Origin of the sequence: Pseudomonas sp. WS 5503 (assembly GCF_012985385.1) — a bacterium.
Taxonomy (GTDB): domain Bacteria; phylum Pseudomonadota; class Gammaproteobacteria; order Pseudomonadales; family Pseudomonadaceae; genus Aquipseudomonas; species Aquipseudomonas paracarnis.
Map to the genome: position 1 here is coordinate 537669 of NZ_JAAQWI010000002.1, position 23470 is coordinate 561138.

At 60.4% G+C, this 23470-nt stretch carries 16 protein-coding genes; 12 read left to right on the forward strand and 4 right to left on the reverse strand.

Annotation, left to right across the window (positions count from 1 at the left end; all coding sequences use genetic code 11):
* Positions 1-33: 33 nt before the first annotated feature.
* From HBO10_RS08250 to HBO10_RS08265, 4 genes are all read left to right on the forward strand, one after another.
* Entirely contained in the window at positions 34-1026 is a 993-nt protein-coding gene (locus tag HBO10_RS08250; protein ID WP_034129136.1) for an AraC family transcriptional regulator, read from the forward strand.
* A 127-nt stretch (positions 1027-1153) separates the two neighbouring features.
* A complete protein-coding gene (locus HBO10_RS08255; protein ID WP_034129137.1) occupies positions 1154-2188 on the forward strand; it encodes a histone deacetylase family protein in 1035 nt (344 codons plus the stop codon).
* Positions 2185-3276 (forward strand): polyamine ABC transporter substrate-binding protein, encoded by a 1092-nt coding sequence (locus tag HBO10_RS08260; protein WP_034129138.1) that lies wholly within the window; start codon positions 2185-2187, stop codon positions 3274-3276. Before HBO10_RS08255 ends, HBO10_RS08260 begins: the two co-directional genes overlap by 4 nt.
* Positions 3277-3391: 115 nt before the next feature.
* On the forward strand, positions 3392-8002 hold the full coding sequence (locus HBO10_RS08265) for a DUF6543 domain-containing protein (protein WP_034129139.1): 4611 nt from the start codon (positions 3392-3394) through the stop codon (positions 8000-8002).
* Between the two features lie 5 nt (positions 8003-8007).
* On the opposite strand, the gene HBO10_RS08270 is transcribed toward HBO10_RS08265, so the two are convergent.
* A complete protein-coding gene (locus HBO10_RS08270) occupies positions 8008-9546 on the reverse strand; it encodes a PLP-dependent aminotransferase family protein (protein WP_034129140.1) in 1539 nt (512 codons plus the stop codon).
* Positions 9547-9633: 87 nt separating this feature from the next.
* On the opposite strand from HBO10_RS08270, the gene HBO10_RS08275 reads away from it, so the two are divergent.
* From HBO10_RS08275 to HBO10_RS08285, 3 genes are read left to right on the forward strand one after another with little or no spacing between them, the layout of a single operon-like run.
* Positions 9634-10272, forward strand: a complete 639-nt coding sequence (locus HBO10_RS08275) for an FMN-binding negative transcriptional regulator (protein WP_034129141.1) — start codon at positions 9634-9636, stop codon at positions 10270-10272.
* A complete protein-coding gene (locus HBO10_RS08280; protein ID WP_034129142.1) occupies positions 10269-10715 on the forward strand; it encodes a GNAT family N-acetyltransferase in 447 nt (148 codons plus the stop codon). The genes HBO10_RS08275 and HBO10_RS08280 overlap by 4 nt, the downstream gene beginning before the upstream one ends.
* Positions 10716-10725: 10 nt before the next feature.
* Complete coding sequence (locus HBO10_RS08285; protein WP_034129143.1) at positions 10726-11397, forward strand: GNAT family protein; 672 nt, start codon at positions 10726-10728, stop codon at positions 11395-11397.
* A 126-nt stretch (positions 11398-11523) separates the two neighbouring features.
* Here the strand turns inward: HBO10_RS08285 and HBO10_RS08290 are convergent, their stop codons facing one another.
* Positions 11524-12426, reverse strand: a complete 903-nt coding sequence (locus tag HBO10_RS08290; RefSeq protein ID WP_034129144.1) for a homocysteine S-methyltransferase family protein — start codon at positions 12424-12426, stop codon at positions 11524-11526.
* A 114-nt stretch (positions 12427-12540) separates the two neighbouring features.
* On the opposite strand from HBO10_RS08290, the gene HBO10_RS08295 reads away from it, so the two are divergent.
* The 5 genes from HBO10_RS08295 to HBO10_RS08315 all read left to right on the forward strand — a co-directional run bounded on the left by HBO10_RS08295 (position 12541) and on the right by HBO10_RS08315 (position 19960).
* Positions 12541-13362 (forward strand): ABC transporter substrate-binding protein, encoded by an 822-nt coding sequence (locus HBO10_RS08295; RefSeq protein WP_034129145.1) that lies wholly within the window; start codon positions 12541-12543, stop codon positions 13360-13362.
* Entirely contained in the window at positions 13359-14129 is a 771-nt protein-coding gene (locus HBO10_RS08300; RefSeq protein WP_014720547.1) for an amino acid ABC transporter permease, read from the forward strand. The genes HBO10_RS08295 and HBO10_RS08300 overlap by 4 nt, the downstream gene beginning before the upstream one ends.
* A gap of 155 nt (positions 14130-14284) precedes the next feature.
* The gene (locus tag HBO10_RS08305; protein ID WP_034129146.1) at positions 14285-17251 is read left to right on the forward strand and encodes an autotransporter outer membrane beta-barrel domain-containing protein; all 2967 of its coding nucleotides are present in this window, start codon (positions 14285-14287) and stop codon (positions 17249-17251) included.
* 111 nt (positions 17252-17362) lie between these two features.
* Entirely contained in the window at positions 17363-18691 is a 1329-nt protein-coding gene (locus tag HBO10_RS08310; RefSeq protein ID WP_034129147.1) for an autotransporter outer membrane beta-barrel domain-containing protein, read from the forward strand.
* Positions 18692-19024: 333 nt separating this feature from the next.
* The gene (locus tag HBO10_RS08315) at positions 19025-19960 is read left to right on the forward strand and encodes a hypothetical protein (RefSeq protein WP_127880328.1); all 936 of its coding nucleotides are present in this window, start codon (positions 19025-19027) and stop codon (positions 19958-19960) included.
* Positions 19961-20034: 74 nt separating this feature from the next.
* Here the strand turns inward: HBO10_RS08315 and oadA are convergent, their stop codons facing one another.
* Together oadA and HBO10_RS08325 are read right to left on the reverse strand one after the other, a co-directional pair.
* Positions 20035-21843: a sodium-extruding oxaloacetate decarboxylase subunit alpha gene (gene oadA / locus HBO10_RS08320; protein ID WP_034129149.1), complete on the reverse strand. Its 1809-nt coding sequence runs from the start codon at positions 21841-21843 to the stop codon at positions 20035-20037.
* A gap of 102 nt (positions 21844-21945) precedes the next feature.
* Positions 21946-23361: an acetyl-CoA carboxylase biotin carboxylase subunit gene (locus HBO10_RS08325; RefSeq protein ID WP_034129150.1), complete on the reverse strand. Its 1416-nt coding sequence runs from the start codon at positions 23359-23361 to the stop codon at positions 21946-21948.
* Between the last annotated feature and the right edge of the window lie 109 nt (positions 23362-23470).

Here is a 23470-nt window from a genome sequence, read left to right on the forward strand (position 1 = left end):
CTCCAGCCTGGCAAACCCAGGCTGGAATCGATCATGCTGCATTCACACCTGACCACCCTCAATGCGGTCTCGCTGATACTGGAGACGTTCAAGCCTGACGGCATACCCAGCCAAACCCTGCTGGCCGGCAGTGGCATCAGCAGCGCCGACCTGGGCCGCGCCGATACGCGTATTACCACTCATCAGGAAATGCGCGTATGCGCCAACGCCGTGGCGTTGCGCCGGGGTATCGGCTTGGAACTGGGCCGGCGCATGCATGTGTCATCCTACGGCATGCTCGGTTATGCACTGCTCACCAGTGCCACCTTCGGTGACGCTTTGCGCCTGGCCCTGCACTACCCGGCGCTGTTGGGAACACTTTTTGAACTGAGCCTGGAGGAGGACGGCCAGCGTGTCTGGTTCAGCGCCAGTGACTATCGCGAAGACCCAGCCCTGCACGCCTTCAATGTCGAGTTCTGCCTGCTCTCGCTGAAAGTCATCGGCGACGATCTGCTCGGCCAACCACTGCCATTACTCGGCGCGCGCTTTGAATACCCAGCGCCCGACTATCGAGCACGCTACGCCGAACGCTTCGACTGCCCGCTGCAATTTGGCGCCGCCAGCAATGCCTTTGCGTTCGACCGTGACTGGCTCGATCAACCCCTGCCGCTGGCCGACGCCGTCACCCACTGCGCCATGGTGGAACGCTGCCGGCGGCAGAATGCCGAGTTCACCGGTCGCCAGGCCTGGCTGGGGCGTGTGCGCCTGTTACTGGCCGCGCAACTGAATGCCGCTCCGGGCCTGGAGGGACTGGCAGGGCAGATGAACTGTTCAGCACGTACCCTGCGCCGGCATTTGCATGATTTGGGCTGCAGCTATCAGGAGTTGCTCGACGAACTACGCTTCGAACGCGCCAAACATTTGCTGGGGGAGGATGAACTGCCGATCTACCGGATCGCCGAGCAACTGGGCTTCAGCGAGACCGCGAGCTTCAGGCATGCGTTCGTGCGCTGGAGCGGTGTGGCACCGAGTCAGTTCAGGCCTTAGCAAGGGGCGAATAGCGGACAGACACATTGGCCATATCGATCCCCTTTTGGCCGCTCCTGCCGTTCTCCAAAACCCGGCGTCTGGCAACACTGCAAGGCATACCCCAGAGCCTTCGGAGAACAACAACATGCTGACGATCTACTCGGACGATCATCATTTGCACCATGGCCGCTGTGAACTGATGGACGGGCAACTGATGCCCTGCTTCGAAATGCCCTCGCGCGCCGACCATGTGCTGCAACGGGTCAAGGCGCGGGAGCTGGGGCCCGTGCAAGCACCGCTGGACTTCGGCCTGGCACCGCTGCAACGTATCCACAGCCGCGACTACCTCGACTTCTTCAAAGGCGCCTGGCAGCGCTGGACCGAATACGACCAGGACGGCGATCTGTTGCCCTACACCTGGCCTGCGCGCACGTTGCGCCGCGTGATGCCCACCAGCCTGCACGGCCAGTTGGGCTATTACAGCTTCGACGGTGGTGCGCCGATTACAGCCGGCACCTGGCAAGCGGCCTACAGCGCAGCACAAGTTGCCCTCACCGCCCAGGCCGCTATCGCCCAAGGCGCCCACAGTGCCTTCGCGCTGTGCCGCCCGCCGGGGCATCACGCCGCCAGCGATTTGATGGGCGGTTATTGCTACCTCAACAACGCGGCCATCGCAGCCCAGGCATTCCTTGATCAGGGCTGCAAAAAGATCGCGATCCTCGATGTGGACTACCACCACGGTAACGGCACGCAGTCCATTTTTTACGCGCGCAGCGACGTGCTGTTCACCTCGATTCACGGCCATCCGGAGGCAGAGTTTCCGTTCTTCCTCGGTTATGCCGATGAGCATGGCGAAGGCGAAGGCGCGGGTTTCAATTTCAACTATCCGTTGCCGGCCGGGTCCGGCTGGCAGGCCTGGAGCGCCGCGCTGGAACAGGCCTGCGCCGAAATCGAGCGCTACGCCGCCGACATCATCGTGGTGTCCCTGGGCGTGGACACGTTCAAGGACGACCCTATCTCGCAGTTCAAGCTCGACAGCCCGGACTACCTGACCATGGGCGCACGCATTGCCCGCCTGGGCAAACCCACGCTGTTCGTGATGGAGGGCGGCTACGCGGTGGAAGAAATCGGCATCAACGCCGTCAACGTGCTGGAAGGTTTCGAGGAAGCAGCCCAATGAACATACTCAAGTCGCTCGCCCTGTGCGCCGTGGTTGTCAGCGGCGCAGTCCAGGCCGAAGAAAAAACCCTGAAGGTCTACAACTGGTTCGACTACATCACGCCCAAGGCGCTGGAAGACTTCAAGGCCCAGCACCCGTCGATCAAGCTGGTGTACGACATCTTCGACACCAACGAAGCCCTGGAAGCCAAACTGCTCACCGGCAACTCCGGCTATGACGTGGTGGTGCCGTCCAACGTTTTCCTGGCCAAACAGATCGAAGCCGGCGTGTTCCAGCCCTTGGACCGCAGCCAGTTGCCGAACTGGAACCATCTTGACCCCAAACTGATGAAGCTGATCGAAGCCAACGACCCCGGCAATCAATACGCCGTGCCCTACATGTACGGCACCATCCTGATCGGCTTCAACCCAGCCAAGGTCAAGGCGGCCCTGGGCGACAACGCCCCCGTGGACAGCTGGGACCTGATCTTCAAGGAAGAGAACATCAGCAAGCTCAAGCAATGCGGCGTCGCACTGCTGGACTCGCCCTCGGAGATCCTGCCCCTGGCGTTGCAGCACTTGGGCCTGGACCCCAACAGCAGCAACCCCAAGGACTACGACAAGGCCGAAGCGCTGTTGATGAAGATCCGCCCGTACATTACCTACTTTCACTCTTCCAAATACATGGCGGACATCGCCAATGGCGACATCTGTGTCGCGGTGGGTTATTCCGGCAGTTTCTCCCAGGCCGCCAACCGTGCCAAGGAAGCCAAGAATGGCGTGACCGTGGACATGCGCTTGCCCAAGGAAGGCGCGCCGATCTGGTTCGACATGCTCGCCATCCCGAAGGGCGCGCAAAACCCACAGGACGCCTATACCTTTATCAACTACTTGCTACAGCCCGAGGTCATTGCGCTCATCAGCGATTTTGTCGGCTATCCCAACCCTAACAAGGATGCGACCGAACGGGTCGATCCGACCATTCGCAACAACCCCAACCTTTACCCGACCGAAGCGGCGATGGCGACGCTGTATACGTTAAAGCCTCTGGGACGTGATGCGGAGCGCGCCAGGACCAGAGCCTGGACCAAGATCAAATCCGGCACGTGAAACACTGGCGGGCGTAGATGCGCCTCGACGTATCTACCGCCCTCGACGCAACACAGCTCGCTACTTTGCTCATTTGCGAAGCCCGTCCGGGCCATCGAATGCAGAGGAGCTGCACATGCCCAATGACACCGCTAATAACCACCGTCCGCCCAGTACCTATGAACTGCTTACCCAGTTAACCACTGGCCCCACCGCCCGGGAAGTTGCCGCCGCCACCCTGCGCTCTGCACTCAAAGAGTTGTATCCCAACCTGAATATCGACCCCGATCTGGCCGTGGTAGTCAGCCCTCAATGGGAGGTGGTCGGTAACGCCGTCGAGCGCGCGCCGGCTGCTGTGGAATCGCTCACCTCAGTGCTTGCTCATCAGGCACTGTCCAGCGACAGGGTGACCTACCTCGACGGTCAACACTTCCTCACGCTACAACCCAACGCTACGGCTCCTGTACACCTCGCGGTGAAAATCGATGCCATTGCACGTTTGATCAACGAGTTATCCGACCTGCTGTTCGCCGCGTTCCAGGAACAGCAGCTGGACTTCTGGAACGCGTCCAATGGCGCCGCCGGCCCGCGCTGGCAGGCCTTCTCCAGCGCGTTGAGAAACGTGTGGAACATCACCGAAGAGCAAGGCCTGGATGAGCACGAATGCGCCATGGCCCGCACGGTTTTTCAGGAGCCAGACCGAGCCAGGCGTTCGCTGAAAGATCCCTATAAAAGCCATGCCTACCTGGTTGACGTGGATATTCTTGAAGATGGCCAGTCCACCCACCTCTACTTCCTGGACATTACCGTATTGGTAGGCGAACACGAGAACCGCCCAATGGTGCTGACGCACTCGCTTGTGAGCGGGTATGAGACGTTCGAGTCATTGGCCCAGTTCGGTGCTTCGCTGCCGGCAAGGCTGAATGCACCAGAGCGGGACACCACCTTGCAATGGCGCTTGTATGAGCCTGATGGCAACTTCTTCGATGCGCTGGCCTGCACACTGATCTCGCTGCAAATCCAGGTCATTGGCAGCCTCAGCGGGGCCGGTCTGCAGGATCAGCCACGCGCCCCAACTGTCGCCCGGATCGTGCCGAGCATCGAAGAGATGAGCGATCACCAGTTGTCGAATATTCGCCAGATTCACCAACAACTCCCGGACTGGCTAACCTCGGCGACGGACTCCGATACAGCCGCCTACAGCCGCTATATGATCGACCTGGCCCAACTGCACACCCATTACCACGGCGAAACATTCCAAGACGGCATTCCGTCTATTCGTGACTATGCCCGGACCCAGTTGCAAAGCCATATCCGCGACCCGGAAAAGGGCGTGCGTCTGAATCTGGATAAGGTCGAGGTTGTGATTGAAAGCCCGGTTCTGTGGGGCACATTTATCATTCCAGGTGCCGTCGACATCACTCGTCGTAACCTGATCGACCTGGCCTTGGAAAACCTTACCGGCTTGCCTACCGGCAACGCGACCGTGCACTACAACGGCAAGGACAACGGTGTACCCACCTGGCTGACTTACCGCTTTCTGAAAGACGTCATAGAAGACATTGATATAGGCCAGAACTACCCAGCCCTGGTCAAACAAAAACTGCTCGATGATCCGCAGCAATCGCGCCATCGACAGCAGATCTACACCCGCCACCTTCAGGTGCAACTGCCACTGCTGGCCTTGCAGATGAAAATCCGCGGCCAGGGCGGCATCGATGAACGCGGTTACCGCTACATCGCCGCGGTGATGCACAACGAAGAACAGGAGCGCAAAGTAGATGGGCAGCCCATTGTCATTCGCTGCCTGGCCTTTGTGCCCACCTTGCGTCCCGGCCATGAGCAAGACGTAGTCGCCAATATGTTCGTGATCGGCCCGAGGCATTCCGACGCCGGCCCCTGCGTGCTTTATCGGCCCCTGCTCGAACCAACGCTGATGCAATTTGCATCGAGGCAAAACCTGCTGTACGCCATCAAGCATGACCGTACCTTGCGCGAATCAGTGCTGGCCTGGCTGCCCGACGCACAACGCTTCAACTATGCCCAGTATGTGTTCCCAGACACCCTACCCTCGCCCTGGACCGTAGTGCGCGCACTGGTCGAGCCGCTTACCGTGCTGTACATGAGTGGCCCCGTGACGCTGACCAATGAGGAAATAGGCAATGACGCATTAGCGACGCTGTTCAACGCCAATGCCAATGCCATGGTTGAATTGGCGACACGCCAGTCGGTGTCCAACGTACAGAAACGGTGGGCGACCTTTCGACATGCAGGTTGGCAAATATTCAATGCCGCGCTGCCGTTCATGGGCCGCACCCTGGGAGTCGCCGCCTGGATCTGGCAAATCATGGACGACCTGCAAGCTGCCGAGGAGGCCGTGAACAAGGATGACGACTCAACAGCCTGGACAGCGTTGGTGGATGTATTCCTGAACCTGGGTATGGCGCTGACTCTGCATATAGCCCTGCGGCACCCGCGCCCTCGAAAGCAGTTCGATGCGGCCAGGATTGAGCCTGAATCCGAACGCACGACAATCGAAACGGTGAACAAACTGCCGGTTGCCGAGAAAAAATATACCTGCGTGCAGCAACCGGATATTCCCGACAATCAACTACCTGCCAAGCATCAAGGTGCCGTACACACTCGCGGCGCCCTGAGCCATAGTCGCCTGGGGCTGGCCAGAACCCTCGACAGTTTCAATGTTGCCAAACCCGATAAGCTTGGCGAGCAAAATAAAACCCCCGGCCGCCATCTCAATCTCTATCCACTCGCGGATCGGTGGTTTGCGCCCGTTGGTGAGCGCTGGTTCGAAGTCATCGTGGATGACAACGACAGTGTCATTATCATCGACTCCAAATCTCCCTTGCGTACAGGCCCGCCGCTGATCGGCAATCTGGCGGGCCAGTGGTTTGTCGACATACGCCTGCGACTGCGCGGCGGCGGTCTTCGAAACCGCCGGCGGGCGGTCAAGGTCGATCAGCCTGCGCGCATTGCAGCACTCAAGACCCAGCTCAACGCTTTTGACGCCGTCGCCGCCAGTCAACAACTGGACGTGCTTGAATCAAAGCCCGCGCTGGACGCTACCCCGGGGCCGTCCACGGACCTGCAGCGTACAGCGTTCATCGATAAGGTCGACAGGCGGCTGGCGGCGTACGACGAAGCGATCAGCCAGCTGAAGTCCTTGAGTATCATCGACACGGTACCCACCTACCAGAGCAACATGAGCGGTTACCTGAAACAACAGGTGCAACTGACACAGATAGCCATGGAGCAACAGGTGGAGAGCTACAGGAAAGCCTTGAAGGCGTCGTTGCCGGTTCTTGATGCCGAGGTAGACATTGACTATAAAAACCAGGCAAAAAGCGCACACACCCTGTCCACTCTGAACCTTGGCATCATCAGGCGGCTGGAATTCATCAACGACCGCTTCAACGAACTTAAAACCCTGGGAGATGAAGGCGCGGCGATCATTCGTAAAACCATGCGAGAGTTGCCGCAGCTCACGCTCATTGAACTCAAATCTCTCGAGATCGGCTTGGGCCGTTACCTGTGTATCGATGAAACGCAAAGCCAGATTCCAGCCACCGTGCGTGAGCGAATGGGCCAGATCGTCGATTCAGCCGAAATCAACGTTGAAAGTTTCAGTGAGATTGTTGAACGCGGTAATGGCGCCTCGCTGGATGATCGTATCGAGGTGCTCAACAGCCTCGTTGAGCAATTTTCCAGCGCCGACCAACGCCTGCTGGATCTGCACGCCGATTACCCACAGCACTTGCTCAAACCTCGCCTCGAACGTTTTCGCCTGCAAATAAGCGAGTTCAGCCAACGGGCCATCCACGACCTGGCCTACCTGCTGCGAGAGAAAAAAGCCCAGCAGCCCAAGCCCGGCAGCTCCAGGGCCGAGCCCGCCCCAAGGCGTAAAGTGATCAAGACACGTCATCACGGCTTGGTGATGGGTGAGCCCCGCGAAGCAGACAGTTCGTTGGTCGACGTCAAGGCACACATGACCGGCAAGGTGCTCGCCACGTTTCATGAGAAGGCACCGGGAGTCTGGGTTAAACGGCAGATAACCCCATCGCAGCCAAGCGCACCGGTAGCTGTGGATCTGGACACCAGCGTCAACGCGGGGCAAGCGCTATTGGATGGCGAACAAGCTGAAACCCGTAAATACCAGGGTTTCTCCAGGAAACCCTGGCATGCGCCGCAGGATATTCAGGACATGTTCGATGATTATGCAAAGACACTGGAAAAAGCCTCAAACGATATCGAAGAAGCCCTGACCCAGCGCAATCTTACTGAAAGCGATCACGCTTCTGCCGCCTCAACCAAGCGCCAGCTCAACGACGCGGCGCAACGCCTCTATCGACTTGGTAAAAAACACTACATCGACATGATCAAGCATCAAGCGCCAACCGCCGAACGGGTTGACTGGCTCAACAGCCAAGGGTTGATCCGCATCGTCAAGGTCATCAGCCGCCGCCCCCTCAAGGGGCCCAAAAAGGACTATCTGGACGAGTACGAGATTCGCGACAAAGAAAACGGCACTGTGCTGTGGTACGCGCACTTTCACTATGAAACAAAAGATGCCGCGCTGGAAAACTTCACCAAGGATCACCTCAAGACCCGCGAGCAACAACGTCTAGGCGGTGCCTATCAGCGCACCGGCCCCAGTGACTGGGACATGATTGAAATCCATCGCAGCAGCATCGGCGCCCAACTGGCCCAGTCGCTGTTCTTCAACACCTGATCGGCTTATGGCAGCCAAGCCAGACGCAAACGCTCCAGCGCCTGCGCAATGCCCGACTCAGGCACGGCAGCAAACCCCAGCACCAGGCCGGCGCGTTGATCCGGCGGTGTGCTGGAGTCTGGCAGCCAATAGGTGCTCAATCCGTTGATCTCTACACCGACTGCATGAGCTTGCTTTAGCAATTGTTGCTCGCGGGACACGCTGTCGACACGCACCGTCAAGTGCAGCCCCGCTGCAACGTTGGGCAATGGGCCAACACCGGCTAATGCCTCTGGCCATCCAGCCAACAAGGCATTGCGTCGGCTCAACGCAGCACGGCGCATCCGACGAATGTGCCGCTGGAAATGCCCCGCCGCCATGAACTCGGCCATCACCGCCTGGGTGCTGACTTCGGAGTGACGCACGTCCACCGCGCGGCGCCGGGTGAAGGCTTGCACCAGGCCCGGTGGCAACACCAGGTAACCCAGGCGCAACGCCGGGAACGCCACCTTGCCGAAGGTGCCCACGTACAGCACGCGGCCACTGCGATCCAGCGCGGCCAATGGTGACAGCGGCGCGCCGCTGTAGCGGTACTCGCCGTCGTAATCGTCCTCCACGATCCAGCCGCCTGAACGCTCGGCCCAGGCCAGCAATTCCAGGCGGCGTGCCAGGCTCATCACCACGCCCAGCGGATACTGATGGGAAGGCGTGACATACGCCACGCGGCAATCATTGAGGGTACTGAGCACCTGGCAATCCATGCCCTCACCGTCCACCGGCACGCCGTGCATTCGCCCCCCGGCCAAAGCGAATGCATGGCCGGCCGCGCGATAGCCAGGGTTTTCCACCGCCACGCCATCCCCAGGCTCCACCAGCAACTGTGCACAAAGGCTGATGGCCTGCTGTGCGCCGCTGGTGATCACAATTTGTTCAGCCGTGCATTGCATGCCACGCGAGCTGCGCAGGTACGCGGCGATCAAACCGCGCAGGCGGCCATCACCTGCCGGGTCGCCATAGCACAGCTGTTCCAGGCCGGGTTTGCGCCAGAACGCCCCATTCAGCTTGGCCCATACCTCAAACGGGAACAGATCGAAGGCGGGTACGCCCACGCGAAATGCCCGAGGCGGCCCCGAAGGCGGCTGAGGCAGGTGGTGGTCTTTTACCCGCGCCAACCCGGCACTGTGGATAACTTCGTCATCCAAATCCTCAGGTAAATTTGCGCATTTTGTGGATAACCCTGGGGATAAGCCTGTTGACAACCCTGTGGATACTTTTGTGGATAGTTTTTGGGGCATCGGCAATTGGGCAACATAGGTGCCATCACCCACCCTGCTCTCGATAAACCCTTCGGCATACAACTGGTCGTAGGCGCGCACCACGCTGTTGCGGGAAATCGACAAGGCTGTCGCCAAATCGCGGGTTGCGGGCAACCGCGTGCCGCTGACCAATCGCCCATCCAATACCCGCTGGCGCAGGGCCTCATAAAGCTGGCGCGTGAGGCCCTGGCGGCGGTCCAGCTCGATACCGGCGGGGTTGAAGGACAGCGGTGGCGAAACAGGCGGCATATTGGACCTATGAAAATAGCGCGAGATGGCTCTTACAACGAACCAATAGCCTGCCTAGGATGCAGGCATTCGCCAAGGAATATCTCCATGTACACACCCCGCGCCTTTGCTCTCGATGACTTGCCCGAAATCCAGCAACTGATCCAGCACACCCGTCTGGCGCAGTTGGTAACCGTGGGTGAAAACGGCCTGCAAGCCAGCCACTTGCCCTTGCTGCTCAACCCCGATGAAGGGCCCAACGGCACGCTGTACGGTCACCTGGCCAAGGCCAACCCGCAATGGCGCGAGCTGCAAAATGGCGGTGAAGCGCTGGTGATCTTCGCCGGTGCCGACGCCTATATCAGCCCGGCGTTTTACCCCGCCAAGGCCGAGCACGGCAAAGTGGTCCCGACCTGGAACTACATCGCCGTGCACGCCTATGGCACGCCTGCGGTATTCAGCGACGCCGAGCGCTTGCTCAAGGTGGTCACCGCCCTCACCGACCGCCATGAAAGCGCCCGCGCCCAACCCTGGCGTGTCAGCGACGCACCGGCGGACTACATCGACGGCATGCTCAAGGCCATTGTCGGCTTTGCCCTGCCGATCGAACGCCTGGTGGGCAAACGCAAACTCAGCCAGAACCGCAGCGCCGCCGACATGGCCGGTGTCCGTGACGGCCTGGCCGCCAGTGCCGATGTACGTGACCAGACCCTCGCCCGCTTTATTCCCCAAGGAGTTTCAGAATGAGCTTGATCGACATTCGCCAGGTCACAGCCGCCGACCAAGCCGCCTGGCTGCCGCTATGGCAGGCCTACTTGGCGTTCTACAACACCGAATTGCCGGACGCCGTCAGCCAAAGCACCTGGCAACGCCTGATCGACCCCAGCGAGCCGACCCATTCGGCACTGGCTTGGGAGGACGGCAAGGCGGTGGGCATGGTCAACTTCATCTACCATCGCTCCAACTGGAGCATCGAGAACTCCTGCTACCTGCAGGACTTGCTGGTTGACCCAGCCCAACGTGGCACAGGCGTCGGTCGCAAGCTGATCGAATTCGTCTACGCCACCGCCAAGGCCGATGGCTGCTGCAAAGTGCACTGGTTGACCCATGAGACCAACGCCACGGCGATCCAGCTGTATGCGCGCATCGCCGAACGCCCAGGCTTCATCCAATTTCGCAAAGGTCTTTAAGGAGCACTGCATGATCAATTCCCTCGCTGATTGGAAAGGCGTCCCGGCGCCGACTGCGCAACTGCTTGAAGGGCGTTTTATCCACCTGGAAAAGCTCGACCCGGCGCGCCATGCCGATCAACTGTGGCAAGCCCTTGACGGCCCAGGGGCCGATCCGAAGCTGTGGGATTACTTGCCCTACGGCCCGTTCACCGAGCGCAGTGCCTTCGACGCCTGGTTGAACAATCACGCCGCCCACAGCGACCCGTACTTTTTCAGCGTGATCGACCGTGCGACGGGCCAGGTTCAGGGCATCCTCAGCCTGATGTCCATCGTCCCGGCGCAAGGCCGTATCGAAATCGGCCACGTCACCTTCGGCGCACCCATGCAGCGCTCGCCGAAAAGCACCGAAGCGGTGTACCTGCTGGCCAAGTATGCGTTCGAGCAGGGCTACCGTCGGCTGGAGTGGAAGTGCAACAACGGCAACGCGCGGTCCAAGTACGCAGCCGAGCGCTTGGGGTTCAGTTTTGAAGGGGTGTTCCGCCAGCACATGGTGGTCAAGGGGCAGAACCGCGATACGGCGTGGTATTCGATCCTGGATTCGGAATGGCCGAAGGTCGGTGCCGGGTTTGAGGCGTGGTTGTCGGAGGCGAACCAGAGTGGTTCGGGCCAGTTGAAGACACTCACAGAGTGTCGGGATTAATGCTCACATGTGTGGGAGCTGGCTTGCCTGCGATACAGACACCTCGGTGTATCAGGCAAACCAGTTGATGCCATCGCAGGCAAGCCAGCTCCCACATTGGAGGGTGGCGACTCTCGGAACTTAGGCTCAGCCAGCCAACTTCTGGGCCAGCACCGCAATATGCTCCGGTCCGATGCCGCAGCACCCACCCAAATGGCTAGCGCCGCGCGCTTGCCAATCGGCCGCCCATTGCAAGTAACCGGGCGGGTCGAGGTCGTCGCGCAACGGGTCCAGACCATCGTTGGCCGTGGCTTCCTTGGGTTGCGGTGGGAAAGCGTTGGCGTAGGCGCCGATCTGAATCGCTACACCCAATCGTTCGAAAGTTGCCCGCGCCGCATCAATGGCCGCGCCGATCACTTCCGGCTGGCTGCAGTTGAACAGCAATACCTGCACGCCCAGTTGCGCCGCCGCCTCGGCTGCGTCCGCCACCGGTTCGCCGGAGCGCAAGCGCGGCACCTCGTCGGTGTCTTCGTCTTTCAAGGTAAACGACAGCCAGAACGGCTTGCCATCTTTCGGCAACCCTGCATGGATAGCACGCGCTTCAGCGATTGAGCTCTGGGTTTCCGCCAGCCACAGATCGACATGCGGCGCCAGGCCGTTCACCAAGGGGGTGAGCAACTCACTGACGCGCTCGGCCTGGAACAGATCTGGGCGATAAGAGCCAAACAGCGGTGGCAGTGAGCCGGCTACCTGCACGGCTTTACCGGAGGCCTGCACCGCCCGTCGCGCCAACTCACCGGCCAGGGCGGCGAGCGCCTGCCCTTCTTGGGCAAACCGCGCTTCGCCAATGTGGAACGGCACCACCGCGTAACTGTTGCTGGTGATCACATTGGCACCACTGTCGATGTAGGCCGCGTGCACCGCCTCCACCGCTTGCGGCGCTTCGCTCAAGGCCAGTGCCGACCATTCCGGCTGACGGAACGGCGCGCCACGGCGTTGCAGTTCACGGCCCATGCCACCATCGAGAATTACTGTGCTTACTGCGCCCATATGCTTTTTACTCATATGCTTATGAAAATAACTCACTATGAGAGTCGTTCTTATAACTATTTAATGCGTACCGTTCGGTTAATAACAACCTCTTTTTTATTCAGGTGTTCGATTTTGAAATTCAGACCGCTGTTGGCCCTGGGCCTGACGATGTTGGCTGCTTCAACCCAAGCCTTTGGCGGTGCCACGCTGGATCGTGTCGAGCAGAAGAAAGAGCTGGTCGGCGTGCTGATGGAAAGCTATCCACCGTTTTCATTTCTCAATGACCAGAATCAGCTCGACGGTTTCGACGTGGACGTGGCCAAGGCCGTGGCGCAAAAACTGGGCGTGAAGTTGCGCCTGGAAACCCCATCCTGGGACGTGATCGCCGCCGGCCGCTGGAGCGGGCGCTACGACATTTGCATTTGCTCCATGACCCCAAGCAAGGCACGCGCCGAGGTGTTCGACTTCCCGGTGGAGTACTACGCCTCACCCGCCGTGATCGTGGTCAATGCCAAGGACGATCGCATCCACGAAGCGAAGGACCTGAGCGGCAAGAAAGTCGGCCTCACCAGCGCCTCGAGCTACGAAAGCTACCTGAACAAGAACTTGGTGATCGAAGGCGCCGAAGACACGCAGTTGCAGTACCCGTTCGAGGAGGTGCAGATCGCCCCGTACGACACCGACAACGTGGCGTTCCAGGATCTGGGCTTGGGCGCTGGCGTGCGCCTGGATGCGATCCTCACCAACCTGGTCACCGCGCAGCCGCGCCTGACCCAGGACAAGCGTTTCAAGCTCGCCGGTGCGCCGCTGTACTCGGAGCCCAACTCGGTGGCCATCGAGAAAGGCGACCCGCAGTGGGACAGCAAAGTGCGTGAGGTCTTCGCCCAGCTCAAGCAGGACGGCACCTTGAGCGCGCTGTCGCAAAAATGGATCGGCGCCGATATAAGCCGATGAGTTTTCGCCTACGGCTTTACCTGACCTGGGCGGCGCTGTTCGCGCTGTTTGCGAGTTTCTTCCTTAGCTTTGACCTGAAGTTCTCGATCATCCTCGACAAGCTGCCCAACCTGGTCGGCCTGCACCTTGCGCCCAACGGCTTCCTGCAAGGCGCGGCGCTGACGCTGTTCTTGTGCCTGTGCGCCATTGTCGCGTCGTCGGTGCTGGGCTTTATCACCGCGTTGGGGCGCCTGTCCAAAAGTGCCGTGGCGTTCGGCATTGCCAGTTTCTACGCCTCGTTCTTTCGCGGCACGCCGCTACTGATCCAGATCCTGTTGATCTACCTGGGCCTGCCGCAATTGGGGCTGGTGCCAGGCGCCATCGTCGCCGGGATCATCGCGTTGTCACTGAATTACGGCGCCTACCTGAGCGAGATTTTCCGCGCTGGCATCCTCGGCGTGCCCCATGGTCAACGCGAGGCTGCGCTGGCCCTGGGCATGCGCGACAGGGCGATCTTCTGGCACGTGACCCTGCCCCAGGCCATGCGCACCATCATCCCGCCGGCCACTAACCAGTTCATCTCGATGCTCAAGGATTCGTCGCTGATCTCCGTGATGGGCGTGTGGGAAGTGATGTTTCTGGCGCAGTCCTATGGCCGCTCAAGCTACCGCTATATCGAGATGCTCACGACGGCGGCGATCATTTATTGGGTGATGTCCCTGGGGCTCGAATTGATCCAGGCGCGGATGGAGCGGCATTTCGGCAAGGGCTACGTGCGGCGCGGTTGACGTGCAGAATGTGCAATATATTGCAGCGCTCAGGCTGAATAGGCTCAAGGATCTGCAATAGATTGCATATTCATTGTCGTCATCTTTTCGACACATTCCTGCAACTCCCCTCCGCTATACAGGTCGACTCGCTTGCCATAACAAGGTCGCCCAGCATGCCCCCGTCTCCTCAACGCCTCGCGCTCGCCATCACCCTGTTGGCCAGCGGTGGTTTCATCGAAGCAGCCGCAGCCAAAACCCTGCAGCTCGACACGCCTACCACCCAGGGGCAAACCTTGGGGGACAGTGATACGTTGACCACGTCGGCGCCTGGCAGCATTACAACCTCTGGGGTGGCGGTGACGCTCAAGGACGGCACCCGCGGTGCGGGGGTGGTGGTGACTAACGCGGGCAAGCTGGTCTCCAGTGGCGGTCGGGGTATCGACAGTTCAGGAAGTGTCAGCGGGGAGCGCAGGTACAGCATTTACAACCTTGCCGGCGGGGTGATCCAAGGCGCCAATGATGCGTTGCGCATCAACAGTAACTTTGCCAGCGGCAGCGTGCTGATCGACAACAGCGGCACCATTCGCTCGGCCACCGGCCAAGGGCTGGACCTGGATGCGCTGCGCAGCAGCAACGTCACCACCACCATCATCAACCGTGCCGGTGGCTTGATTCGCGGGGAGGCCAGCGACGGCATGAAGACCGGCGCCAACGCCACTATCACTAACTACGGCGAGATTTCCACCGGCAACACCTTCTCCCGCGATGACAAGTTCGATGGCGTGGATATCGACTCCGCCAGCGGCGTAACGGTCACCAATTACGGCCTGATTTCCGGTGGCCGCCATGGCATCACCACGGACGAGGGCGCCACGCTGACCAACTACGGCACGGTGATCGGCCGCAACGGCTCGGGCTTTGGTTCCGATGGCGACGGCACTGTGATCAACCACGGCACCATCACCGGCGCGTTCTCCGGGCTGCAACCGGATGGCGACGGTGACGGCGTGGACATCGACAAGATCGCCCATATCGAAAACTACGGCGTCATCCAGGGTGTCGGCGCCGGGGGTGTCGACAAGAACGGCTTTGCCAACGGCAGCGACGGGATCGCCCTGGGCGGCGGCGCTATCTACAACGCCCAGGGCGCGCTGATCAGTGGTGCCAACAATGCCATCCTGGTGGACGACGGCAGCGACGGGCCCGGGCTTGCGACTACCACCCTGGAGAACCACGGCACGATTCAAGGCCTGGATGGCTTTGGTGTGAAGTTCGTCGGCAATTACGCCGACACAGTCATCAATAGCGGCACGATCAGTGCCAGCAATGGCCTGGCCCTGGACTTGGGCGGCGGTGACGACCACGTGATCTTGCGCAATGGCAGCCGCTTTATCGGCACAGTGGACGGCGGCAGCGGTTACGACCGACTGACCCTGGACGACGTCGCAGGGGGCAGTTTTGGCGACAGCCGCAACCTTGAATGGCTGGAGGTCAAGCAAGGCATCTGGACGTTGACCGGCCAGGGTGATTTCAGCGACGGCGGCGAGATTTCCAGCGGTGCCAAGCTGGTCAACCAAGGCGGCATTGCCGGTAATGTGACGGTCGATGCAGGCGGTGTGTATGCCGGCGGCGGCTCGGTGGGCAGCCTGCTGATGAACGGCACCCTGCAGACCAACACCGCATTGGGTACCGCCAGCATCAGCCGTGACTTGCGCATGGGCAGCGGCTCGACCCTCGCCTATGGCGTCAACGCCGACGGCAGTAGCGCACCGATCAAGGTCGGCGGCACCGCTTACCTTAATGGCGCGACCCTGGCGGTCAACCCCGGCGAAGGCACCTACCCGTGGCAAAGCCATTACAGCGTGCTGCAAGCCGGCAGCATCAACGGCACGTTTGGCAAGGTCACCAGCGACTACGCCTTCCTGACCCCAACCCTGGATTACAGCGCCACTCAGGTCGGCCTCACGTACACACGTAACGACATCGCCTTCAACCAGTTCGCCAGCACCGCCAACGGTGCCAGCGCCGCCAGCAGCCTGGCGGGCCTGGGCACGAACAATCCGCTGTACAACGCCCTGCTCAATACCACCACCGCCACAGCCGGTGCAGCCATCGAGCAACTGGCGGGCAGCAGCACTGCCAGCCTCACCAGCGCCACCCTCAATGCCAGTGCTCAAGTGGGCAACAGCATGCTCGCCGCCATGCACCAGGTGGGCGGCGGTGCGGGACTGCTGGTGGGGCTGGACGGCAAAGACACACCCTCACTGGCGGCCACCGGCGTACCCGCCGAGGTGCGCAACCTCAATGACCCGAACGCCCGCGGCCGCCTGTGGCTGCAAGGTATCGGCAGCTACGGCAAGCTCGACGGCGAGCACGGCAGTAACGGTTTGACCCAACGCACCAAGGGCACAGTGCTCGGTGCCGATTGGGCGGTGGACGGCAACTGGCGCCTGGGTATGCTGGGGGGTTATTCCAAGACCGACCTGGACACCACCGGTGTGGACGGCAGCGTCGACAGCTGGCACGCCGGCGTCTATGCCCTGCGCCAGAGTGGCCCACTGGCCTTGCGCCTGGGTGCTGCCTACAGCGGGCACCAAGGCGACAGTAAACGCACGGTGGCCTTCAACGGTTTTAACGACCGCCCCAAAGGCGACTATGACGCCAACAGCCAGCAGGCTTTTGCTGAACTGGGATACGCCCTTGGCGCAGGTCGCTTGAGCGCAGAGCCGTTCGCCAACCTCGGCTACCAGCGCTACCAGCGCGACGGCTATAAAGAAAAAGGCGGCGCCGCTGCGTTACACGTCAAGGGCCAGACCCAGGACAACTTCAGCAGCACCTTCGGCCTGCGCCTGGCGCACCTGAGCCAGCTGGACAACGGCGTCAGCCTCACACCCCGCGCCAGCGTTGGCTGGAAGCACACCTATGGCGATGTCGACAGCACCACCGGCCAGGCTTTCCTGGCGGGGGGCACGGCGTTCAATGTGCAAGGCAGCGCCCTGGATCGGGACAGCCTGTTGCTGGAAGCGGGCCTGGACCTGGGCTTATCCGCCCGCCATCGCCTGGGCCTGGGCTATACAGGCGAAGTGGGCGGCAACAGCCGCAACCATGCACTGACCGGCCAATGGCAGATGAGTTTTTAATCGCACCGTACTAGAGACAACTCCCGCAAATCAGGGGTCGATGGCCTGACAGTTATCCCCCCCTCACCTCGCCTAAATTCCCGGCCTCATTAATCAAGAGGTTGGGACTGCATGCCATTCACCTTACAGCGACTCGTGCTCGTCATGTCCTTCGGGCTGGCCGCCAGCAGCATTCAATTTGCCCAAGCGCAGGGAAGCGTGGAACACGTGTTCGATCGGTCCGGGATCACAGAACTGACCGGGTCAATCAATCGTGACGGCGTCTTGCATCGCCTTTCGACAGACGCCCCCGTCGATTTTTACCTGGCCGAACACACAAACACTCGCAACGGCCAGCGCCTGGCCCTGGCCGTGGACGCGGCGGTCAAATCGCTACTTGAATCAGACAAACTCACCCCCTGGGACAGGTACGAACTGGGCAATATCGGCGAATACCTCAATAACCTCGCGCCGGGGAAGGTCGCTCAGGCCCTCGAACAACTCGCGGGCAGCCAGAACGCCAACCTTGCCGCAGCCACCCAAATGAGCACGCAACAGGTCAGCGACACGCTGCTCTCGGTCCTGCGCGACCTGCCAGCAAACGTCGCAGACGATGCCGATGGCCGCATCTGGGTAAAAGGCCTCAGCCACAACGGCAAACTTGACGGCCAATATGGCAGCGTCGGGTTGCAGCAAAGCACCAAGGGCGTTGTTCTGGGCGCCGACTGGGCAGTCGATCACGCTTGGCGTGCCGGTGTGGTGGGAGGCAAATCCGAAAGCGAGTTTGAGCACAAGCGTTTCAAAGCAGCGCTCGACAGCTGGCATCTGGGCGCATACGCCGTACGCCAGGACGGCCCGCTGGCTCTGCGCCTGGGTGCCATCTACAGCAACCATGACGGGCAAAACAAGCGCGGTGTCGATATCGACTTCTTGGGTTATCGCGAGCAACTCAAAGGCAAATACACGGCCCAAAGCCAAACCGTGTTTGGCGAAATGGGCTACCAGCTGGGCAAGGATACGTTAAGCGTCGAGCCGTTCGCAGGCCTGGGGTACCAGCGCTACCATCGTGAAGGCTTCAAGGAAAAAGGCGGCTTTGCGGCGTTGAATGTCGGTGCGCAAACCCAGCAAAACCTCAGCAGCACCCTGGGGCTTCGCTTGGGCAGCCTTTATCGTTTTGATAACAACATGAGCCTGTCCCCGCATTTGAGCACCCACTGGAAGCACCTCTACGGCGACGTGCAAAGCAGCGTGAAGCAATCTTCCCGACTGATTGACCTGACCGGAGAAAAGAGTGATTTCACCGTCGATGGCGTCTCGCTGAACCGCGACAGCCTGGCCCTGCGCACGGGGTTGGACATAGGCCTTTCTGCTCACCAGGCAGTGAGCCTCGCGTACACCGCTGAGGTCGGCAGTAACAGCCGTAACCATGGGCTGGTAGGCGAATGGAAGATGGGGTTTTAAGACAGCAACTGAGGAAACTTCACGCTCAAGCCGGTTACAACGCCTGACATTAAGCCGGTGATTGTGCTCGCTACACTCCGGCCTCCTACACCGAAGAGGCCGGAAACCATGATCTCGCCATTCTCGTATATCCCTTCCATGGGCATGCTGTTTGCCCATGGCACCCAGTCCCTCGCCGCTGCCGTCACCCCGGCCACACCAGCAGAGCCACCTGCACACCCGCCAGCGATGTCTGGCGAGCTCAAGACTGCCCATAGCCAACCGTCCAATGGCTTGCTCAATACCCATACCATCAAACTCATGACTACCCCAGGCTCAGCGAGCAGTCACGGTATGAATATCGACCACTTGGCCAAACTGACCCAAAGCGACGCCAATCTGGCTAACCCCCACCTCATGACAGCCGTTGAAATCGTCAACAGCCCGGATGTACAGATCAAGGCGCCTGTTCATGGCTTGGTCAGCTCCGGGCTCACCTCTGTCTGGCTGGATAACCGAGGGGGCATCACCGGTGCAACAGGCACGGGTGTGAAGCTGGACGGAAATAAAGCCGATGAAGTGACCAATCAGGGCGTTATCACCGGCGGCAACGGCGTAGCCCTCGACATGGGAGGCGGTGACGATCTGTTGATTATCAAGAAAGGCAGCCGTTTCAACGGCGAAGTGGATGGGGGCAGTGGCACCAATCAGGTGATTCTCGACGATGCTGAAGGAGGGACTTTTGAAGGGGCGACAAGAATGCAGCATCTGTGGGTCGGCAAAGGCTCCTGGGAGCTGACCGGTGCACTGCACGCCAACCGACAAGGCAAGGTGTACAGCGACGCGACGTTGATCAACCGTAGTGGGATCAAGGGCACAATGGATATCGAGCCGGGCGCGAGCTATTCCGGCGGTAACGTCGACAATCTTAACGTAGCCGGCACCCTGCTGCTCGACCCCGCGATTACGGCGCGGACAAGGATCACCAACGATCTGAATCTGAAACCAGGATCGAGCGTGAATTTCAAAATCGGCGTGGATCAACAGCACTCCGTGCTGAACGTCGGCAACACATTAACGTTGGGGAACCCCACCCTGCACCTTGACGTACAGCCAGAGAGCGACGAGTTGCTCAAACGCCAGCTACCCATCGCCAAAGCGACCACCATTGATGGGAGGTTCGGCGCCATCAGCAGTAACCTGACCACCCTGGAACCTGAATTGATCTACACCCCGAAGGGCATTTTTGTCGAATTCAAACGCAAGGAGAGCCCGGCAATCACCGCCTGATGGTCAAAAAATCAGCAAAAAAAAGGGGGCACATGCCCCCCCGAGGTTAAAGCGGTAGTTGGAAGGCTGAGTAATCAGCCTTCGATCTCGATCAGGATTTCCCCAGGGTTCACCCGGTCGCCCTTGGCCACATGAACAGCGGCGACCTTGCCGGCAATCGCTGCCTGCACTTCGGTCTCCATCTTCATGGCTTCGGTAATCAACACGGCCTGGCCGGCCTTGACCACGTCGCCGACCTTGACCAGCACATCGACGATATTGCCCGGCATCGCCGTGCTGACATGGCCCGGTTCGGTCGCGTGCTTGCGCTTGCTGCCGCCGCTGCTGACAAATTCGTTTAGCGGCTCGAACACCACTTCTTCCGGCATGCCGTCGATGGACAGGTAGAAGTGACGCTTGCCTTCGGCCTTTACACCGACACCGGTGATATCCACACGGTAGCTTTCGCCGTGCACGTCGATAACGAATTCGGTCGGTACACCTTCACCGCCAGCACGGGCCACGCCGCCCGCTTCCGGGATCGGCAACAACACTTCAGGGGCCAGGGTGCCGGCGTCGCGTTCTTCGAGGAACTTGCGCCCGATGTCGGGGAACATGGCGTAGGTCAGCACGTCTTCTTCGGACTTGGCCAATGCGCCGATTTCGCCGCGCAGCTTGGTCATTTCCGGCTTGAGCAAATCCGCCGGGCGCACGTCGATCACGTCTTCGCTGCCGATGGCCTGGCGGCGCAGTTTTTCGTTCACCGTGCCCGGCGCCTTGCCGTAACCGCCTTGCAGGTAGAGCTTCACTTCGTTGGTGATGGTTTTGTAGCGCTCGCCGGCCAATACGTTGAAGAACGCCTGGGTGCCAACGATCTGCGAGGTCGGCGTTACCAGTGGCGGGAAGCCGAGGTCTTCACGCACTCGTGGAATCTCGGCCAGCACTTCGCTCATGCGGTTCAGGGCGCCCTGCTCTTTGAGCTGGTTGGCCAGGTTGGAGATCATCCCGCCCGGCACCTGGTTGACTTGCACACGGGTGTCGACGGCGGTGAATTCGCTCTCGAACTGGTGGTACTTCTTGCGCACGGCGTAGAAGTACAGGCCGATCTCTTGCAGCAGTTCCAGATCGAGGCCGGTGTCGAACTCGCTGCCTTTAAGGGCTGCGACCATCGACTCGGTGCCCGGATGGCTGGTGCCCCAGGCAAAGCTGGAGATGGCCGTATCGATGTGGTCGGCACCGTTTTCGATGGCCTTGAGTTGGCACATCGCGGCCAGGCCGGCGGTGTCGTGTGAATGGATAAAGATCGGCAGGTTCTGCTCGGCTTTGAGTGCCTTGACCAGTTCGCCAGTGGCGTAGGGCGTGAGCAGGCCGGCCATGTCCTTGATCGCGATGGAGTCGCAGCCCATGGCTTCCAATTGCTTGGCCTGGGCCACGAACGCTTCCACGGTATGCACTGGGCTGGTGGTGTAGGCAATAGTGCCTTGTGCATGTTTGCCAGCGGCTTTCACCGCTTCAATGGCCACGCGCAGGTTACGCACGTCGTTCATTGCATCGAAAATGCGGAACACGTCGATACCGTTGACCGCCGCCTTGGCCACGAAGGCTTTGACCACGTCGTCGCTGTAATGGCGGTAGCCCAGCAGGTTCTGGCCGCGCAGCAGCATTTGCAGGCGCGTATTGGGCAGTGCGGCACGCAGTTGGCGCAGGCGCTCCCACGGGTCCTCCTTGAGGAAGCGCACACAGGCGTCGAAGGTCGCGCCGCCCCAGACTTCCAGGGACCAGTAGCCGACTTTGTCGAGCTTGTCGCAGATCGGCAGCATGTCGTCGGTGCGCATGCGGGTGGCCAGCAACGATTGGTGGGCGTCGCGCAGGATGGTGTCGGTTACGAAGATCTTCTTGCTCATATTCGGGACTCCTCATAGCTGCGAGCTTCAAGCTACAAGCTGCAAGAAAAAGCCAATCTGCTTTTACTTGTAGCTTGCCGCTTGGAACTTGCAGCTGCATGTTTATATGCCCGCGTGGGCGGCGATGGCGGCGGCGATGGCCAGGGCCAGCTCTTCGGGTTTGCGCTTGATCGAGTAGTTGGTCAGCTCAGGGTGGCTTTCCACAAAGCTTGTATTGAACTGGCCGCTACGGAATTCCGGGTTGCGCAGAATTTCCTGATAATAGGCGGCAGTGGTCTTCACGCCTTGCAGGCGCATGTCGTCCAGGGCACGCAGGCCGCGGTCCATGGCTTCTTCCCAGGTCAACGCCCACACCACCAGTTTCAGGCACATGGAGTCATAGAACGGCGGGATGGTGTAGCCGGTGTAGATCGCCGTGTCGGTACGCACGCCGGGGCCGCCAGGGGCGTAGTAACGGGTGATCTTGCCGAAGCTTGGGAGGAAGTTGTTCTTCGGGTCTTCAGCGTTGATACGAAACTGCAACGCGAAACCACGGTGCTGGATATCTTCCTGCTTGACCGACAACGGCAGGCCGGAGGCGATGCGGATTTGCTCGCGAACGATATCGATGCCGGTGATTTCTTCGGTGATGGTGTGTTCCACCTGCACCCGCGTGTTCATCTCCATGAAGTACACCTCGCCCTCGGCGAGCAGGAACTCCACGGTGCCGGCGTTCTCGTAGCCCACGGCCTTGGCGGCGCGCACCGACAGATCGCCGATGTAGGCGCGCTGTTCCGGGGTCAGTTGCGGGCTGGGGGCGATTTCGATCAGCTTCTGGTTGCGACGCTGGATCGAGCAGTCACGCTCGAACAGGTGCACCACGTTGCCAAAGCTGTCACCGAGGATCTGCGCTTCGATGTGCTTGGGGTTAACAATGCATTTTTCCAGGAACACTTCCGCCGAGCCGAAGGCCTTGGTGGCCTCGGAAATCACGCGGGGGAAGGCTTGCTCGAGTTCTTCGCGACTGTTGCAACGACGAATGCCACGGCCGCCACCACCGGAGGTGGCCTTGAGCATCACCGGGTAACCGATGCGGTCGCCTTCAGTGAGGGCTTCGTGGATGTCGGCAACGTTGCCTTCGGTGCCCGGCGTGACCGGCACACCGGCCTTGATCATGCTGCGGCGCGCTTCGGTCTTGTCGCCCATGCGGCGAATCACTTCTGCCGAGGGGCCGATGAACTTGATGCCGCGCTCGGCACAGATATCTGCCAATTCGGCGTTTTCCGACAGGAAGCCGTAGCCGGGGTGCAGCGCATCGCAGCCGGTTTCCACCGCCAGGTTCACCAGCTTGCGCGGGTTCAAGTAACCGGCGAGCGGCTCGGCACCGATGCTGTGGGCTTCGTCGGCACGCTTGACGTGCAACGCATGGCGGTCGGCGTCCGAATAAACCGCGACCGAGCGAATGCCCATCTCGGCGCAGGCACGCACGATTCGTACGGCAATTTCACCACGGTTGGCGATCAGGATCTTTTTTATCACTTGGAAATTCCCTTGAGCCGATTTGCGTGCTTCGACCCGTTGCAGCCGGGCCGGCGCGTGACCAAATGTTTCATGACAGTCGCGAGACACACACTATGCGCACAGGAGA

Coding starts and splice junctions, on each gene's coding strand:
- HBO10_RS08290 (WP_034129144.1), bottom strand. CDS start 12,426: ATGGGCGCAGTAAGCACAGTAATTCTCGATGGTGGCATGGGCCGTGAA.
- HBO10_RS08260 (WP_034129138.1), top strand. CDS start 2,185: ATGAACATACTCAAGTCGCTCGCCCTGTGCGCCGTGGTTGTCAGCGGC.
- HBO10_RS08310 (WP_034129147.1), top strand. CDS start 17,363: ATGCCATTCACCTTACAGCGACTCGTGCTCGTCATGTCCTTCGGGCTG.
- HBO10_RS08270 (WP_034129140.1), bottom strand. CDS start 9,546: ATGCCGCCTGTTTCGCCACCGCTGTCCTTCAACCCCGCCGGTATCGAG.
- HBO10_RS08315 (WP_127880328.1), top strand. CDS start 19,025: ATGAATATCGACCACTTGGCCAAACTGACCCAAAGCGACGCCAATCTG.
- HBO10_RS08265 (WP_034129139.1), top strand. CDS start 3,392: ATGCCCAATGACACCGCTAATAACCACCGTCCGCCCAGTACCTATGAA.
- HBO10_RS08285 (WP_034129143.1), top strand. CDS start 10,726: ATGATCAATTCCCTCGCTGATTGGAAAGGCGTCCCGGCGCCGACTGCG.
- HBO10_RS08275 (WP_034129141.1), top strand. CDS start 9,634: ATGTACACACCCCGCGCCTTTGCTCTCGATGACTTGCCCGAAATCCAG.
- oadA (WP_034129149.1), bottom strand. CDS start 21,843: ATGAGCAAGAAGATCTTCGTAACCGACACCATCCTGCGCGACGCCCAC.
- HBO10_RS08300 (WP_014720547.1), top strand. CDS start 13,359: ATGAGTTTTCGCCTACGGCTTTACCTGACCTGGGCGGCGCTGTTCGCG.
- HBO10_RS08280 (WP_034129142.1), top strand. CDS start 10,269: ATGAGCTTGATCGACATTCGCCAGGTCACAGCCGCCGACCAAGCCGCC.
- HBO10_RS08255 (WP_034129137.1), top strand. CDS start 1,154: ATGCTGACGATCTACTCGGACGATCATCATTTGCACCATGGCCGCTGT.
- HBO10_RS08250 (WP_034129136.1), top strand. CDS start 34: ATGCTGCATTCACACCTGACCACCCTCAATGCGGTCTCGCTGATACTG.
- HBO10_RS08305 (WP_034129146.1), top strand. CDS start 14,285: ATGCCCCCGTCTCCTCAACGCCTCGCGCTCGCCATCACCCTGTTGGCC.